At 71.0% G+C, this 15,461-nt stretch carries 17 protein-coding genes; 13 read left to right on the top strand and 4 right to left on the bottom strand.

Annotated elements, in window-relative coordinates:
- The first annotated feature begins 113 nt into the window (after nucleotides 1-113).
- Nucleotides 114-443 (top strand): hypothetical protein, encoded by a 330-nt coding sequence (locus tag ACIBI9_RS20210; protein WP_397223663.1) that lies wholly within the window; start codon nucleotides 114-116, stop codon nucleotides 441-443.
- A 23-nt stretch (nucleotides 444-466) separates the two neighbouring features.
- Here ACIBI9_RS20210 and ACIBI9_RS20205 read toward each other — a convergent pair whose 3' ends face one another.
- On the bottom strand, nucleotides 467-664 hold the full coding sequence (locus ACIBI9_RS20205) for a ferredoxin (protein ID WP_397223662.1): 198 nt from the start codon (nucleotides 662-664) through the stop codon (nucleotides 467-469).
- Nucleotides 665-764: 100 nt separating this feature from the next.
- Here ACIBI9_RS20205 and ACIBI9_RS20200 point away from each other — a divergent pair, with 100 nt between their 5' ends.
- The 3 genes from ACIBI9_RS20200 to ACIBI9_RS20190 all read left to right on the top strand — a co-directional run bounded on the left by ACIBI9_RS20200 (nucleotide 765) and on the right by ACIBI9_RS20190 (nucleotide 2,219).
- The gene (locus ACIBI9_RS20200; RefSeq protein WP_397223661.1) at nucleotides 765-1,394 is read left to right on the top strand and encodes a TetR/AcrR family transcriptional regulator; all 630 of its coding nucleotides are present in this window, start codon (nucleotides 765-767) and stop codon (nucleotides 1,392-1,394) included.
- 68 nt (nucleotides 1,395-1,462) lie between these two features.
- Nucleotides 1,463-1,663: a hypothetical protein gene (locus ACIBI9_RS20195; RefSeq protein ID WP_397223660.1), complete on the top strand. Its 201-nt coding sequence runs from the start codon at nucleotides 1,463-1,465 to the stop codon at nucleotides 1,661-1,663.
- Between the two features lie 175 nt (nucleotides 1,664-1,838).
- Nucleotides 1,839-2,219 (top strand): hypothetical protein, encoded by a 381-nt coding sequence (locus ACIBI9_RS20190; RefSeq protein WP_397223659.1) that lies wholly within the window; start codon nucleotides 1,839-1,841, stop codon nucleotides 2,217-2,219.
- Between the two features lie 446 nt (nucleotides 2,220-2,665).
- Here the strand turns inward: ACIBI9_RS20190 and ACIBI9_RS20185 are convergent, their stop codons facing one another.
- Nucleotides 2,666-3,940, bottom strand: a complete 1,275-nt coding sequence (locus tag ACIBI9_RS20185; RefSeq protein WP_397223658.1) for a cytochrome P450 — start codon at nucleotides 3,938-3,940, stop codon at nucleotides 2,666-2,668.
- Complete coding sequence (locus tag ACIBI9_RS20180; protein ID WP_397223657.1) at nucleotides 3,937-5,295, bottom strand: glutamine synthetase family protein; 1,359 nt, start codon at nucleotides 5,293-5,295, stop codon at nucleotides 3,937-3,939. Before ACIBI9_RS20180 ends, ACIBI9_RS20185 begins: the two co-directional genes overlap by 4 nt.
- A 178-nt stretch (nucleotides 5,296-5,473) precedes the next feature.
- Here ACIBI9_RS20180 and ACIBI9_RS20175 point away from each other — a divergent pair, with 178 nt between their 5' ends.
- The 9 genes from ACIBI9_RS20175 (at nucleotide 5,474) to ACIBI9_RS20135 (ending at nucleotide 14,582) form a co-directional block, all read left to right on the top strand.
- A complete protein-coding gene (locus ACIBI9_RS20175) occupies nucleotides 5,474-5,662 on the top strand; it encodes a ferredoxin (protein WP_397223656.1) in 189 nt (62 codons plus the stop codon).
- A gap of 1 nt (nucleotide 5,663) precedes the next feature.
- A complete protein-coding gene (locus ACIBI9_RS20170) occupies nucleotides 5,664-6,872 on the top strand; it encodes an NAD(P)/FAD-dependent oxidoreductase (protein ID WP_397223655.1) in 1,209 nt (402 codons plus the stop codon).
- A 9-nt stretch (nucleotides 6,873-6,881) separates the two neighbouring features.
- On the top strand, nucleotides 6,882-7,670 hold the full coding sequence (locus ACIBI9_RS20165; RefSeq protein ID WP_397223654.1) for an acetoacetate decarboxylase family protein: 789 nt from the start codon (nucleotides 6,882-6,884) through the stop codon (nucleotides 7,668-7,670).
- The gene (locus ACIBI9_RS20160) at nucleotides 7,667-9,130 is read left to right on the top strand and encodes an aldehyde dehydrogenase (protein WP_397223653.1); all 1,464 of its coding nucleotides are present in this window, start codon (nucleotides 7,667-7,669) and stop codon (nucleotides 9,128-9,130) included. The genes ACIBI9_RS20165 and ACIBI9_RS20160 overlap by 4 nt, the downstream gene beginning before the upstream one ends.
- Nucleotides 9,123-10,034, top strand: a complete 912-nt coding sequence (locus ACIBI9_RS20155) for a 3,4-dihydroxyphenylacetate 2,3-dioxygenase (RefSeq protein ID WP_397223652.1) — start codon at nucleotides 9,123-9,125, stop codon at nucleotides 10,032-10,034. Before ACIBI9_RS20160 ends, ACIBI9_RS20155 begins: the two co-directional genes overlap by 8 nt.
- On the top strand, nucleotides 10,027-10,872 hold the full coding sequence (locus ACIBI9_RS20150) for a fumarylacetoacetate hydrolase family protein (protein WP_397223651.1): 846 nt from the start codon (nucleotides 10,027-10,029) through the stop codon (nucleotides 10,870-10,872). Before ACIBI9_RS20155 ends, ACIBI9_RS20150 begins: the two co-directional genes overlap by 8 nt.
- A 94-nt stretch (nucleotides 10,873-10,966) precedes the next feature.
- Nucleotides 10,967-12,403 (top strand): APC family permease, encoded by a 1,437-nt coding sequence (locus ACIBI9_RS20145; protein WP_397223650.1) that lies wholly within the window; start codon nucleotides 10,967-10,969, stop codon nucleotides 12,401-12,403.
- A complete protein-coding gene (locus ACIBI9_RS20140; protein WP_397223649.1) occupies nucleotides 12,400-13,872 on the top strand; it encodes an aldehyde dehydrogenase in 1,473 nt (490 codons plus the stop codon). Before ACIBI9_RS20145 ends, ACIBI9_RS20140 begins: the two co-directional genes overlap by 4 nt.
- Entirely contained in the window at nucleotides 13,869-14,582 is a 714-nt protein-coding gene (locus tag ACIBI9_RS20135) for a gamma-glutamyl-gamma-aminobutyrate hydrolase family protein (RefSeq protein ID WP_397223648.1), read from the top strand. The genes ACIBI9_RS20140 and ACIBI9_RS20135 overlap by 4 nt, the downstream gene beginning before the upstream one ends.
- A gap of 3 nt (nucleotides 14,583-14,585) precedes the next feature.
- Here the strand turns inward: ACIBI9_RS20135 and ACIBI9_RS20130 are convergent, their stop codons facing one another.
- Nucleotides 14,586-15,173 carry a MarR family winged helix-turn-helix transcriptional regulator gene (locus tag ACIBI9_RS20130; protein ID WP_397223647.1) on the bottom strand — a complete coding sequence of 196 codons (588 nt, stop codon included), beginning with the start codon at nucleotides 15,171-15,173 and terminating at the stop codon, nucleotides 14,586-14,588.
- Between the last annotated feature and the right edge of the window lie 288 nt (nucleotides 15,174-15,461).

The following is a 15,461-nucleotide window of genomic DNA, read 5'->3' as shown; positions in this document are numbered from 1 at the left end:
GGCGCAGCACTTGTCACACACAAGGACGGTCAGGCCACTGTTGGGCACGGAACCGATGGCCAGGAGTACCTCGTCGGCCATCCGGACACCGGTGCCGGTGATGGCGGCGCCCCGTGCCGTGGTGGAGGTGGGTCAGTAACCGGCCGGCCTTCTCGACGACGGCGAGCGCCAACAGGACCGGCAGCGTCACCTCGACCCCTGAGATCGCGGGCGGTGGCGGCGACTTCCGCGCCGACGATGCCGGTCGCGGACACGCCCAGGCGCAGCTCCAGTCTGAGATCGTCGATGACGGCGGCCGTCCGCAGGGCCGGCCGGCCCGCCTCCTGCTGCCCGGCCAGCGGCGGCCGGTCGTTGGGAAGCTCCGGCTCGTCGCCGACGAGCATGATCAGGCTCCGGCATCCCGTCCTGCGCAGCGCCTCCACCGTGGCCGGACCGCCCGCTGACGCACCGACGATCACCACCCGGTTCATGACTCGGCCAGGTGGATGGCCGCAGCCGGGCACACCATGGCCGCTTCGCGGACGGCGTCGTGGTGCTCCGGTGCGGGCGTCTCGTCGAGGAGGACCACGACGCCGTCCTCCTCGCGCTGATCGAAGACCTCCGGCGCGAGCAACACGCACTGGCCTGCGGCAACGCACCTGTCGGTTTCGACGGTCACCTTCATCGGATCTCCTCGCACGACAAGATCTTGCATGTGACTGCAAATTCCCTTGAGGCGAAGCTAGCACAAGTTGCACTCGACTGCAGATTGCTACTCTGTTGTGATGGTCACCGACACCGAGCGCCGCTTGCGCGCTGACGCGGCGCGCAACGCCGAGCGCATCCTGCGCACCGCCCGCGCGGCCTTCGCCGACCTTGGCCCGGATGCGCCGCTCGAGGAGATCGCCCGCCGCGCCGACGTGCGCATCAGGACGCTGTACAACCATTTCCCCAACAAGGCGGACCTGGTCCGGGCCGCCCTCGACCAGAGCATCAGGGAGGACCTCGCACCTGCCGCCGAACGGGCACTCGCCGACGACGACCCACTGCACGGGCTCCTCAGCCTGATCGAAGCCGCGATGGGCCTGGCGGCACGCGAGCTGAACACCCTGGCCGCCGCACGCAACGCCGGCACCCTGACCGCAGAGGTCTACACCCCGTTCTACGAGTCGCTGACCCTGCTCGCCCGACGCGCACAGGACGCCGGCCTGCTCCGCGCCGACCTCGCTGCCGACGACCTGCCCAGGATCATGGCCATGCTGACCAGCACGCTATGGACCATGGACCCCGGCACCGACGGCTGGCGTCGCTACCTGGCGCTCGTGTTCGAGGGTCTGACCCCCGCTGCGGCCAACCCACTGCCTTCGCCGGTCACCCTGTTGAAGCAACAACGAACGGGCGACTGGTCACTCTGATCTCGGGACGGCTCCGACCTGACCTAAAGCAGACGGGTGCATTCCGCATGGCAGGAGGAGTTTCCGCCATGCCGAAGCTGCTGTTCGCGCGGGCCGCGCACGGCCCAGTCGCGGGCACTGGTCAGCGGGTCACCATCGATGGTGGCGGGCCGGAGGAGCACGGCGCCGCGCCCCGATCACCATGCACCGCGTCAGAACGCAGCCACGATGGCTGTGACCTGCGGGTGTTCGGCCGGCTGATGTCGCTGGTCCGCGGTCAGGCGTCGTAGGACGCGGAGATCATGGCGTTGCGTCGTGATGGACCTCGGCGAGCGGCGGCGGCTGCGGACAGGACCGATCGCTGGAGGAGGACATCGAGGAAGCGTTCGAGGACCTGCCCGTCGAGTGAGCCGGAGATCGGCGATGACGGAATGACAGGGCGGAGACAGAAGGACGCGAGATCCCTTGAGTACCGTGACGGGCGAAGTGTTCAGCCTCCGGCCGGGGCGCGGCATCAAGGTTCACCCTGATTGCAGGGTTCTCGAAGGGATGTCCATGCGCAAGCTCATCCAAGCCGGCGTCCTCGCCGCCGCCTTAGGAACCGCCGTCGCCCTCGCTCCTGGAACCGCTCAGGCAGCGCAGCCGACCGCTCCGTCCGAGTGGCGCTTTGAAACTTACAGCAGCAACCTCTTCTGCGGTGTGGCTCTGGCGGCCAAACGCGCGGCGGGCTATCAGACGGATCCTCCCACAGGAGGCTGCTGGTACAGCAACACCCCGTACTGGTACTACTGGTACTGCTATCCCCAGGGTGCGGCATGCCCCTGGGTGGCCTCGCGCGAGCCCTGACCTGGCCGCGTGTTCGCTCCCGGCCAGGCGAGCGGGAGCGAACACGCCTGCCGGCCATGATGGGCCGTCGGACGGCTCCGGCCGGACCAGAAGCGCGGTCGTGTGCCGGGAGCTGATCCCGGCCAGGGAGCGTGTTCGCGTTCCTGTCGCGCCGTCCGCTGTGGCCTGACCGCCGCGATCGAGGCCGCCGCCGATTTCGGCCGGATCGGAGTCCTGTCCTACAGCCCCGCCCCGCCTGGGACCACAGCGCCGGCTGCCACCACCGCGCTGGAGACCATGACCAACTGATCATCGGCGCGCTCACCGTCGTCGCGGTGGTCCTGCCTGCCATGCGCAGGGCCGGCGACGGGGCGCTGTTGTTCACCACCGGCACCTTGGCGATCCCGAGACCATCGTGGGCGACGCAGGAATGGGTGTAGCGCTGCCGACCTTTCACCCGCTCGCGTTCAGGCGAGCGTGACCTCGACGGGAAGCTCCTTGATGCCGTTCACGAAGTTGGAGCGCACCCGCGGCACCTCGCCGGTGACGCGGATGTCGGCGATGCGGGGGATGAGCTCCTCGAACATGATGCGGATCTCGGTTCTGGCCAGGAGGTTGCCCAGGCACAGGTGCGGGCTGCTCTTGCCGAAGGTGACGTGGTCGTTGTCCGTACGGGTGACGTCGAAGGCGTACGGGTCGGCGAAGACCTTCTCGTCGCGGTTGCCGGAGGCGTACCACATGACGACCTTGTCGCCCTCCTTGATCCGCTTGCCGCCCAGCTCCACGTCCCGGGTGGCGGTGCGGCGGAAGTGGTAGACCGGCGAGGCCCAGCGCAGGAACTCCTCGACCGCCCCGGGGATGAGAGAGGGGTCGCGGCGCAGGAGGTCGAGCTGGTCGGGATGCTCGGTGAGGGCGAGCATGGCGTGTGAGATGGCGTGCCGGGTGGTCTCGTTGCCGGCGACCACGAGCAGCAGGAAATAGTTGTCGAAGTCCTGCTCCGACAGGGGGACGCCGTCGCGCGGCGTCTCGTTGACGAGCTTGGAGACCAGGTCGGTGCCCGTGCCGCCGCGTCGCTGACGGGCGAGCTCCCGGCCGTAGGCGAAGACCTCCAGGGAGGCGGGGGAGCGGAAGGGCAGGTGCTTGTACTGCTCGCTCTCCTCGCTGCCCAGCAGCACGTCGGCGTAGTCGGGGTCGGTGTTGCCGATGATGCGGTTGCCCCACTCGATGAGCTGCTTGGTGTCGCCGTCGGGGACGTCGAGCAGGCGGGCCAGCACGTTGATGGGGAAGTCGGCGGAGACCTCGGTGACGAAGTCGAAGGAGCCCTTGGCGAGCGCCGCGTCGAGGGTGGTGGCGGTCAGGCCGCGCAGGAAGTCGGTGTACCGGCCGATGACGGAGGCGCCGAACTGGCGCTGGAGCAGGCCGCGCAGGGCGCGGTGGCGTACGCCGTCCAGTTCCAGGATGGAGGCGCGGATCTTGATCTGGTCGTCGTCGACCTCCTCCAGGTTGACGAACTTGGTGGAGGTGAAGGTCTCGGCGTCGCGGTCGACGCGGGCGATGTCCTCGTGGCGGGTGACGGCCCAGAACCCGGCGTTCGGGGCGGGCTCCGGCTGCCAGTGGACGGGGTCCTCGTGGCGCAGGGTGTGGAACATGCGCCACGGGGTGATCCCGTCGGTGAAGTTGCCGGGGTCGGCCAGGTCCACCTGGTCCAGCGGGAGGGGGTCGGGGATCACGGTGTTCCTCACAGGTGGTAGGCGTACTCGGTGAACTCCCAGTCGGTGACGTGCCGGTGGAAGCGTTCGATCTCGTTGCGCTTGTAGGTCAGGTAGGCGGTGGCGAAGCCCTTGCCGAGCAGGTCGGTCAGCTCGGCGTCGGCCTCGAAGGCGTCGAGCGCGTCGGCGAGCGTCGTCGGCAGGACGGCGGCGCGGGAGGTGTCGTAGCCGTAGCCCTCCAGCGGAGGGGGAGGCTCCTGGCCGGCCCGGATGCCCAGCAGGGCGGCGGCGATGGTGCCCGCCAGCAACAGGTGCGGGTTGGCGCTGGCGTCGCCCAGGCGCAGCTCGAAGCGGGCACCGGCGCCGCGCTCGGGCGGGACGCGCACCATGGCGCTGCGGTTGTCCAGGCCCCAGTCGATCAGCCAGGGGGCGAGCGTGTCGGGACCGAAGCGCTTGTAGGAGTTGATCGTCGGGTTGGCCAGCGCTGCCAGGGCGGGGGCGTGGGCCAGGACGCCGGCGATGCCGTGCCGGGCGGTCGCGGACAGCCCGTACGGCGCCGACGGGTCGTCGAAGCAGTTCCGCTCGTCGTCGCCGCTCACGCAGGACAGGTGCAGGTGGAACCCGGAGCCGCCCTCGTCGTTGAACGGCTTGGCCATGAACGTCGCCAGCCGTCCCTCCACGCGGGCCAGCTCCTTGATCGCCGACTTGAACAGGAAGGTCCGGTCGGCGGCGTCCAGGGCGGCGGAGTGGATGAGGTTGATCTCGAACTGGCCGCTGCTGAACTCATGGTTGCCCATGCTCACCCCGATGCCCAGATCGCGCAGGTGGCGCAGCGTGCGCAGGAGGTGGCGATCCGGGTCGCCGCGCCGCCCGGCGGTGTAGACGTTGCCGGGGGCCTCCGCGTAGCGCCGCCAGCCGGACGGCGCGCCCGGGTCCGGCTCGCACAGGAAGTACTCCAGCTCGGGGCCGACCACAGGGTCGAGTCCGTGCTCGGCGCAGCGGTCGAGTACGTTCCGGAGCAGATCACGCGGCGACTCGGGGACCACGTCCCCGGTCGCGGGATCGATCACCTCGCCGAGGCACCAGGCGACGCCGGGTTCCCAGGGCAGCGGCGTGAGGGTGGAGAGGTCCGGCCGCACCGCGATGTCGGGCAGTCCGGCGTCGAGGCCGCCCGCCACCGGCACCACGTCGCCCTGCGGGCTGGTGTGGTAGACGGCGCGGCAGAAGGCGAGCCCGTGCTCGCACGCGCCCTCCAGGTGATCGACCAGGACATCCCTGGCCCGGTCGGTGCCGATGAGGTCGGGGTAGACCACGCGGACCACGTCGACGTCCCGAGCGGCCAGGCGGGCCAGCTGCTCGTGGCTGGGTGGGTTGTCGTGATCGTTCATGGATGTCCCCTCGGATGGGCGGAGGCGGGGCTTCATTTCGTTTGAAGCCAAACGATAGGTTTCGCCGGCCTGTGCCGCAATAGGTCAGTCTCTTAATTTTGTGCATCCATGCCTCTTGACCTGCTCCCGGGCCTCTTCCTATGTTGTTTGGACCCAAACGAGTTAGGAGGTGCGGCTCATGAAGGTCGTCGTCGACCTGAACAAGTGCCAAGACCACGGGCAGTGCGTGTTCGCCGCTCCCGACGTCTTCCAGCTGGACGAGGCCGGGCACCTGGCGTACGTCGCCGACCCGGACGAGTCGCTGCGCGCCGACGTCGAGGACGCCGCGGACGTCTGCCCGCTGCAGGCCATCACCATCGAGGACTGACGTGTCTCCTCGCGTTGTCGTCGCCGGAGCCTCGCTGGGCGGTCTGCGCGCGGCCGAGCAGCTGCGCGCGGCGGGCTGGTCAGGGCCGATCACCGTGATCGGCGACGAGCCGCACATGCCCTACAACCGGCCGCCCCTCTCCAAGGAGGTCCTGGCCGGCAAGGAGACGTTCGAGTCGCTGGCCTTCCGGCCCCGCGCCGGCGTCGCCGACGTCGAGTGGACCCTCGGCACTTCTGTGACCTCCGCGGACCTGCGCCGCCGGCTCGTGGGTCTGGCCGACGGGACCGAGCTGTCCTTCGACGGCCTGGTCGTCGCCACCGGCGCGCGCCCCCGGCGGCTACGCTGCCCGGGCCCGCCGAAGGGGCGCTACGCCGTGCGGACCGTGGACGACGCCCGCGCGCTGCGCGCGGAGCTGGCCCGCCCCGGCGCGCGCGTCGTCGTGGTCGGCGCCGGGTTCATCGGCTGCGAGGTCGCCGCCACCGCCGTCGCCCTCGGCGCGGCCGAGGTGACCGTGGCCGACCCCGAGCCGCTGCCCATGCTCCGCCCCCTCGGCGAGCTGCCGGCCCGCGAGCTGCTGCGCCGCCACGAGGAACGCGGCGTACGCTTCGCCCTCGGCACCGCCGTGACCGCCTTCGAGGGCCGGGACCGGGTGACCGGCGTGATGCTGGGGGACGGACGGCGGCTGGACGCCGACGTGGTGGTCGAGGCGGTCGGGTCCATCCCCAACACCGAATGGCTGGACGGCAACGGCCTGGACCTCGCCGACGGCGTACGCACCGACGAACTGCTGCGCGCGGGCGGCCTGCCGCACGTCGTGGCGGTCGGCGACGTCGCCCGCTTTCCCAACGCCCGCTACGACGGCGTGCCCCGCCGGATCGAGCACTGGTCGATGCCCGCCGACACCGCCAAACGCGCCGCGAAGACCCTGGCCGCGCACCTCGCCGGCGCCGAGCCGGACCCCGAGCCGTTCGCGCCCCTGCCCACCTTCTGGAGCGACCAGCACGACTTCCGCCTGCAGTCCTTCGGCGCCCCGGCGCTCGGCCTGGACGACGCCCGCGTCCTGGAGGGCGGGCCGGGCGGGGACCTGGTCGCCGGCTACCACCGCTCAGGACGGCTGGTCGGCGTCGTCGCCCTCGGCGGCCCCGCCGCCACGGCCGCGGCCGCCCGCTACCGCTCCGCTCTGCTCAAGCAGCCCGCTCTCATCGCCTAGAGGAATCGCATGACCTTCTGGTATCCGCACACGGCCACCGGCCGGTCCTCCTTGATCCCCCCGCCACCGTGGCACTACTCCGGTGACCTGCTCACCATCGAGTACCGCACGGACCCGGCCCGAGTCAGGGAATTGCTGCCCGAGCCGCTGGAGCTCGCCCCCGAGGACCCCGGCGCGGTCGCGCTCATCTGGGCCGACTGGCAGTCCTGCTCGGCATCCGGGGAGGAGCTGCTCGACCCGGTCCGCGCCCAGTACAAGGAGGCGTTCGCGGTCGTGCGCTGCTCCTACCAGGGCCGCACGTACTCCCGCTGCGTCTACATCTGGGTGGACAAGGACTTCGCCATCGCCCGCGGCATCCACCAGGGCTATCCGAAGAAGCTCGGCTCCATCCACCTCACCCGCCCGCACCCGTACGGTCCGGCACCGCGCATCGAGGCCGGCGCCCGCTTCGGCGCCACGCTTGCCGCCGCCGACCGCAGGCTCGCCCAAGCAGTGGTGAGGCTGCGCGAGCCCGCCGAGAGCAACGGCTTCGTCAACGGCCACCCGATGGCGCACCACCGCCGGCTGCCCTCGATCGAGAAGGACGGCGGGCTCGCGCTCGACGAGCTGATCGCCTCGGGTGCGGCGGCGTTCGAGGGCGGGACGCCGTGGCGCGGCGAGGCCGACCTGGAGCTGTTCGAGGCCCCCACCGAAGAACTGGCGCGGCTGGAGATCCGCGAGCCCATCGGCGCCTATTACCGCCAGGTCGGCGTCGTCTGGGACGGCGGCACGCTGCTCGAAGCAAAGGAACGCGCATGACCACGCACATCGCGACCGTCGCCGGCATCGCCGTCGACACCCGGCACTGGATCGGCGGCGCCCGCGTCGCCTCCGCCACGACCTTCACCGACGAGTCGCCGATCGACGGCCGAGTGCTGGCCGAGATCGCCCGCGGCGGTCAGGTCGAGGCCGACGCCGCCGTGGCCGCGGCCCGGGAGGCCTTCCCGGGCTGGGCCGCCACGCCACGGCAAGAGCGCGCCGCCCTGCTGCGGGCCGTGGCCGAGGGCGTCGAGAAACGCCTGGAGGACCTGGCGATCATCGAGACCACCGACAACGGCGCGCTGCTGCGCTCCCACCGGCGCGGCGTGATGCCGCGCGTCGCCCACAACTTCCGCTTCTTCGCCGACTGGCTGGACGGCCTCGGCCACGACGACTTCGACACCCGCGGCCACACCAACCACGTCTCCTGGGACCCGGCCGGGCCGTGCGTGCTGATCACGCCGTGGAACGCGCCGCTGATGCTCGCCACCTGGAAGGTCGCCCCCGCGCTGGCCGCAGGCAACACGGTGGTGCTCAAGCCCGCCGAATGGTCGCCGCTCACCGCCTCGCTGCTGGCCGACATCGCGGCCGAGGCCGGGCTGCCCGCCGGAGTGCTCAACGTCGTCCAGGGGTACGGTGCCGAAGCCGGGGCCGCGCTCGTGGCCCACCCGGACGTACGCCGCATCAGCTTCACCGGCTCGGTGCCCACCGCCCGCCGCATCGCCCAGGCCGCCGCCGCCAACCTCGTCCCCGCCAGCTTCGAGCTGGGCGGCAAGTCGCCACTGCTGGTCTTCGCCGACGCCGACCTCGACCTGGCCGTGGACCTGGCCGTCGAGCAGTACGACAACGCCGGCCAGGTGTGCCTGGCCGCCACCCGCCTGCTGGTGGAGTCCTCGATCGCCGAGGAGTTCACCCGCCGCTTCACCGCCAGGGCGCAGGCCCTGGTCCAGGGCGACCCGCGCGACGAGGCCACCGACCTCGGCCCCAACATCCACCCCCGCCAGCTCGACAAGATCGACGGGTTCGTCCAGCGGGCGCTGGCCGCCGGGGCGCGCGCGGTCATCGGCGGCGAGCGCGGGGACGGCCTCTACTACCGGCCGACGCTGCTCACCGACGTGGCCCAGGACAGCGAGATCGTCCAGGAGGAGGTCTTCGGCCCGGTGCTGACCCTGCAGACCTTCGACACCGAGGACGAGGCGATCCTGCTGGCCAACGACACCCGCTTCGGCCTGGCCGCCACCGTCGCGACCGGCGAACGCGACCGCGCCGAGCGCGTCACCGCCCGCCTCGTCGCCGGGACCGTCTGGGTGAACTGCTTCTTCGTCCGCGACCTGCGGGCACCCTTCGGCGGTTCACGCGAGTCCGGCGTCGGCCGCGAGGGCGGCACCTGGAGCTTCGACTTCTACTGCGACCTGAAGAACACCGTGACCGCCCCGAAGGGATGGCAGGACCATGGGTGAGATCGTCGGGGCGGGCCTGCTCGCGCACGTCCCCACCATCGTGCTCCCTGAGCAGGACCGGCTGGAGCTCAACGAGGGCAAGGAGATCACCCTCGTCACCGGCCTGCGTGAGCTGCGCAGGGACGTCTTCGAGATCCTCGACTACGACACCGTCGTCGTGCTGGACTCACACTGGGCCACGACCGTGGAGTTCGTGGTCACCGCGCAGCCGCGCCGCGCCGGGTTGTTCACCTCCGAGGAGCTGCCCCGTGGCATGTGCCGGATGCCGTACGACTTCCCCGGCGATCCGGAGCTGGCCCACAACGTGGCCGCCTTCGCCGACAAGCACGGCACCTGGATCACCCCGATCGACGACGCGTACCTGCCGATCTACTACGCCACCATCAACCTGTGGAAGTTCCTCGGCGAGGGCCTGCCGGACAAGCGGTGGGTGACGATCGGCGTCTGCCAGACCGGCGACATGGAGGACCACCTGCGCCTGGGCCGCGCTCTGGCCGACGGCATCGCGGCCACCCCGGGCCGCCGGGTGCTGGTCATCGCCTCCGGCGCGCTGTCGCACACGTTCTGGCCGCTGCGGGAGCTGCGTGACCACGAGGCCAGCGATCCGCGCCACATCTTCACGCCTGAGGCGCGGGCGGCCGACCACGAGCGCATCGCCTGGTTCAAGGAGGGCCGCCACGACCGGGTCCTGGACACCATGCCGGCGTTCTGGACGTACAAGCCCGAGGCCCGTTTCTACCACTACCTCATGATGGCCGGCGCCCTGGGCGAGCAGGCGTGCACCGCTCCCGCCCGCCAGTACGGCGAGTACGAGAACTCCATCGGCACCGGCCAGGCCCACCTCTGGTTCGACCGCCCCTCCGGCGGCTGGACCGCACCCCGTCAGGAGAACGCGCATGCCTGAGTACCGCCGTATCCTCCTCAACGGCGCCCTGGTCGAGACCGTACGCGACGGGGACGAACTGGTCGCCGGAGACGGCCGCCGCGTCAAGATCGACGACGCCGCGCATCTCCCGCCGGCCGTGCCCTCGAAGATCATCGCGGTGCACCTGAACCACCGCAGCCGGGTCGAGGAGTTCCAGATCAAGCTGCCGGCCACGCCGACGTACTTCCACAAGCCCACCTCCTCGCTCAACGCCCACCGCGGCGACATCGTCCGCCCGGAGGGCTGCAAGTGGCTCAACTACGAGGGCGAGGTGGCCATCGTCATCGGCCGGACCTGCCGTAACGTCTCCCCGGCGCAGGCGGGGGAGTACATCGCCGGCTACACCGTCGCCAACGACTTCGGGCTGCACGACTTCCGCGACACCGACGCCGGCTCCATGCTGCGCGTCAAGGGCTCCGACACCCTGTGCCCGCTCGGCCCCGGCCTGGTCACCGACTGGGACTTCCATGGCAAGCGACTGCGTACGTACGTCAACGGCACGGTGGTCCAGGACGGCTCGACCGACGAGATGACGTGGGACATGCACTACCTCGTCGCCGACATCGCCCGCACCATCACTCTCTACCCCGGCGACGTGCTGCTGTCCGGCACGCCCGCCAACTCCCGCCCCGTCCAGCCGGGCGACCTGGTCGAGGTCGAGGTCGAGGGATTGGGACGGCTGTCGAACCGCGTCGTCACCGGCCCCACCGCGATCCGCGCCGACGTCGGCGCCCAGCCCACCGAGTCGGAGGAGGTCCTGTCCACCGCCCTCGGCGGCGACTGGGAGTTCCGCGGCATCCGCCCACCGCGACGCTGACCCTCTTGCCAGACGGACGACCCGCACCTCATGATGAGGCGCACTCGTTTGGCTACAAACGACATCCCCCCTTTCGGCACCGGCAGGTGACTTCATGGACACATCAGCGACAGCAGCCACAGGAGTGGCGCAGGAATCACACGCGGCGGGCCGGCTCAAGCCGAACGCGCTCGGCGTCCTCGGCATCGTCTTCTTCGTACTCTCCGCACAGGCCCCGCTGACCGGCATCGCCGGCGCGGCCCCCATCGCGGTGGCCCTCGGCAACGGCGCCGCCGCCCCCGCCGCCTACCTCGTGGCGGGGCTGATCATCCTGCTCTTCTCGGTCGGCTTCGTCGCCATGGGCAGGCACGTCGTCGACGCCGGCGCCTTCTACGTCTACATCGGCAAGGGGCTCGGCCGGACAGCCGGGACCGGCAGCGCCGCCGTCGCGCTGTTCGCCTACTGCGCCATCCAGGCGGCCATGTACGGCCTGTACGGCTCCATCGTCGCCGGCCTGGCGGGCGACCTCGGCCTGGACCTGCCCTGGTGGGCCTGGTCACTCGTGACGATCGCCGTCGTGCAGGTCCTCGGACAGGCCGGCATCGAGATCGGCGCCAAGGTGCTCGCGGTCTTCGTGCTCGCCGAGTTCAGCATCCTGCTCGCCTTCGCCCTGGTCACCCTGGTCAAGGGCGGCGGTCCTGAAGGGCTCGGCGTCGCCCAGACGTTCGCACCGAGCGCGGTTCTCGCGGGCGCGCCGGGGGTGGCGCTGATGTTCGCCGTGGCCTCGCTGTTCGGCTTCGAGGCCACCGCCATCTACGGCGAGGAGGCCCGTGACGCCAAGCGCACCGTCCCGCGGGCCACCTACCTGGCGGTCGCCGTGGTCAGCATCTTCTTCGTGCTCACCTCGTGGATGCTGATCAGCGCGTACGGCGCCTCCAAGGTCGTCGCGGAAGCCGGCAAGGCCCTGGAGGCGGGTGACTCGGCCGGGTTCGTCTTCGCGCCCGTGGTGGCGCTGTTCGGCGGCTGGGCCGGCGAGGTGCTGCCGATCCTGCTGGCCACCTCCCTGTTCGCGGGCGTGCTCGCCTTCCACAACTCCGCCAACCGCTACCTGTTCTCCCTCGGCAGGGAAGGCGTGCTCCCGCGCAGGCTGGGCTCGCTCAACCGGCGGCACTCGCCGGTCGTGGCGGGCTGGGCGCAGACCACGATCGCCGTGGTCCTGATCCTGCCGTTCGCGATCGGCGGGCTGGACCCCGTGCTCACCCTGTTCTCCTGGTTCAGCGGCGTGGCCGTGCTGGCCATGATGCTCATGTACCTGCTCACCTCGGTCTCCGTGGTGGCCTTCTTCCGCCGCGAACGGGTGGACACCCGGACCTGGAACACGCTGGTCGCGCCCATCCTCGGCGCGCTCGGCATCGCGGCCGCCATCTGGCTCATCCTGGCCAACTTCCCCACGCTCATCGGCGGCTCGCTCGCCACGGCGGTGTGGCTGGCGTGCGCCGTACCCGTCGTCATGCTTCTCGGAGCGCTCGCCTCCAGAAAGGTCACGCAGTGATCGACGAGGATTGGGCCGCCCGCGCCGAGCGGGCGGTCCTGCCCACCCACCACCACATCGACGGCGCCGACGAACCTGGCGGGGGAGCGACGTTCAAGGCCGTCTCCCCTCGGGACGGGCGGCTCTTGGCGGAGGTCGCCGACGCCGGGCCGGCCGAGGTGGACCTCGCCGTCGCCGCCGCCCGCCGCGCCTTCGACCAGGGCCCCTGGCCGCGTCTGGCGCCCGCCGAACGCGGCCGTGCACTGCTCCGGCTCGCCGATCTGATCGAGGAGCGGCGCGCGGACCTGGCGCTGACCATCAGCCTGGAGATGGGCAAACCCATCAAGGACGCCTACGACATCGAGCTGCGCGCCGCCGTCTCCACCTTCCGCTGGTACGGCCAGCTCGCCGACAAACTCACCGACGAGTCCCCGCACACCGCCCCCGACGCCCTGGCGCTCGTCACCCGCGAGCCCACCGGCGTGGTCGGCGCGGTCGTCCCCTGGAACTTCCCGCTCACCATCGCCTCGTGGAAGGTCGCCCCCGCCCTGGCGGCCGGCTGCACGGTCGTGCTCAAACCCTCGGAACGGTCGCCTCTGTCGGCGCTCGCGCTGGCGCGGCTGGCGACCGAGGCAGGACTGCCGCCCGGCGTCCTCAACGTGGTCACCGGCGACGGCCCGACCGCCGGACGAGCTCTCGGCCTGCACCCCGACGTGGACGTCCTGGCCTTCACCGGCTCCACCGCCGTAGGCCGCCACTTCCTGCGCTACTCCGCCGACTCCAACCTCAAGCGCGTCTGGCTGGAACTCGGCGGGAAATCCCCGAACATCATCCTGCCCGACGCCCCCGACCTCGACCGGGCCGCCGCCACCGCCGCCTGGGGCATCTTCTTCAACCAGGGCGAGATGTGCACCGCACCCTCCCGCCTGCTCGTCCACTCCTCCATCGCCGAACGCGTGACCGAGTCGATCGTCGCCCGCGCCCGCGAACTGCGGGTCGGCGACCCCCTCGATCCTGCCACCGAGATGGGACCGCTGGCCGGCGAGACCCACCTCGCACGGGTGCTCGACCACGTCACCTCCGGCGTCGAGGAAGGAGCCCGCCTGCTCGCCGGCGGGACGCGCAGGCCGAACGGCAGTTACCTGGAGCCCACCGTGTTCGACCGGGTCACCCCCGGCATGCGGCTGGCCCGCGAGGAGATCTTCGGCCCCGTGCTGTCCGTGCTCACCTTCGACGACCTGGACGACGCGGTCGCGCTGGCCAACGCCACCGAGTACGGCCTGGCCGCCGGCCTGTGGACCGCCGACCTGTCCACCGCCCACAAGGTCGCCCGCGCCCTGCGGGCCGGCACGGTCTGGGTGAACTGCTACGAGGAAGGCGACCTGACCGTGCCGTTCGGCGGCATGAAGCAGTCGGGCAACGGCAGGGACAAATCAGCCCACGCCCTGGAGAAGTACACCGAAGTCAAGACCACGTGGATCCAGCTGTGAGACCGCTCATCGCGATTCCCGCCCGTTTCTCCACCTCGGCCTCCGCCCTGCGACACGCCGCCGAGGTCAACGCCCGCGCCCTGATCGAGGCCGTCTGGAGGGCCGGCGGCGAGCCTGTCACGCTCCACCCGCACGCCCCCGGTGGCGTCGCCGACCCGGCCGAGGTCGCCGCCCGACTGACCCGCTTCGACGGCGTCCTGCTGCCGGGCGGCGGTGACCTCGCGCCGCACCGGTACGGAGCCGGGACCGCGCACGAGAGCGTCTACGACGTGGACGACGAGCAGGACGGCTTCGATCTGGAGACGGCCCGCCAGGCCTTGGCCGCCGGGCAGCCGCTGCTGGCCGTCTGCCGTGGCCTGCAGGTGCTCAACACCGCGCTCGGCGGCACCCTGGAACAGGACATGGGCGGCTCCGACCGGGAGCACCGTCACGTCGTGCACCCTGTCGCCCTGCTGCCGGGCTCGCTTCTGGAAGAGATCACGGGGGCGCAGAAGGTGAGCGCTTCCTGCTACCACCACCAGCGCGTCGCCCGGCTCGGCGCAGGTTTGACCGTCACCGCCGAGGCCGCCGACGGGACGATCGAGGCGCTCGAAGCGCCTGCCCTGGCCTCCTGGCTCGTCGCGGTGCAGTGGCATCCCGAGGACAACGCCCACGAGGAGGGCGCGCAGCAGTCGATCTTCGACGCGTTCGTCCGTGCGGCCCGAACCTGACCGCTACCGCTCTTTCTCGGACTGCTGACGGCGGCGTCCGCTGCGCCGGGGGGCCGGCTCGGCGCCGTCGAGCAGCGCGATCCTGCGTTCCTCGCCCTGCTCCTCCACCTGCAGCACGACCTGGCGCAGCCCGTTGGCCAGAGCCCGGCAGGCGTCGTCGTCGAGCCGGGAGGTGACGAAGCTCTCCTCGGCGTTGAAGTCGGGGAAGACGCGCCGCATGAGCTCCTCGCCCGCGTCGGTGAGGCTGAGCAGCAGCAGCCTGCCGTCGGAGGGATGCTCGGCGCGCTTGACCAGGCCACGCGACTCCAGCGTGCGGATGACCCCGGTCAGCGTGCCCTTGGAGATGCCGGCCTCCTCGGCCACGTGACGGCTCTCCGACTCGCCCCAGATCCAGATCACCCAGAGCACCACGAAGGCGGTCCAGGTCAGGTCGCTGCTCCTCAGGACCGCGTTCTCCAGATGCTGCCGGACCGCCGCTGCGGCGCGGTAGATGTTGGCCACCACCGCCATGCTTTCGTGGCGGATCGGCGTGCCGCCGAGCTTCGCCTCGACCAGCTTCTCCGCCTCGGTGATCGACCGTTGCCCGGGCACGCGGCCCTCCCTACGCCATGAAAACGAAAGTCGTTCGGATCCAAAGTATACGTGCAGGGTTCCCGGTGGAGAGCTTAAACCGCCGCACCGGCGAACGGCGGGCTGATGCCGGGCCGGGCATCGTTTGGGCCCGTACGGTATCCCGCCAACCGGCTGGGCGCAAGTCTTGACTTATCGTTTGGACCCGAACATTCTATGGATCCCATAGCGGACGACGTGGGCGAAACGAGCCCGGCTGCCTCGGTCGTCCGCTCGTGAGGAGTCCCGCATGGCAAGCAATGCAGTCAG

It is taken from the genome of Nonomuraea sp. NPDC050451 (genome assembly GCF_044458585.1).
This window is presented reverse-complemented; position numbering and strand designations above follow the sequence as displayed.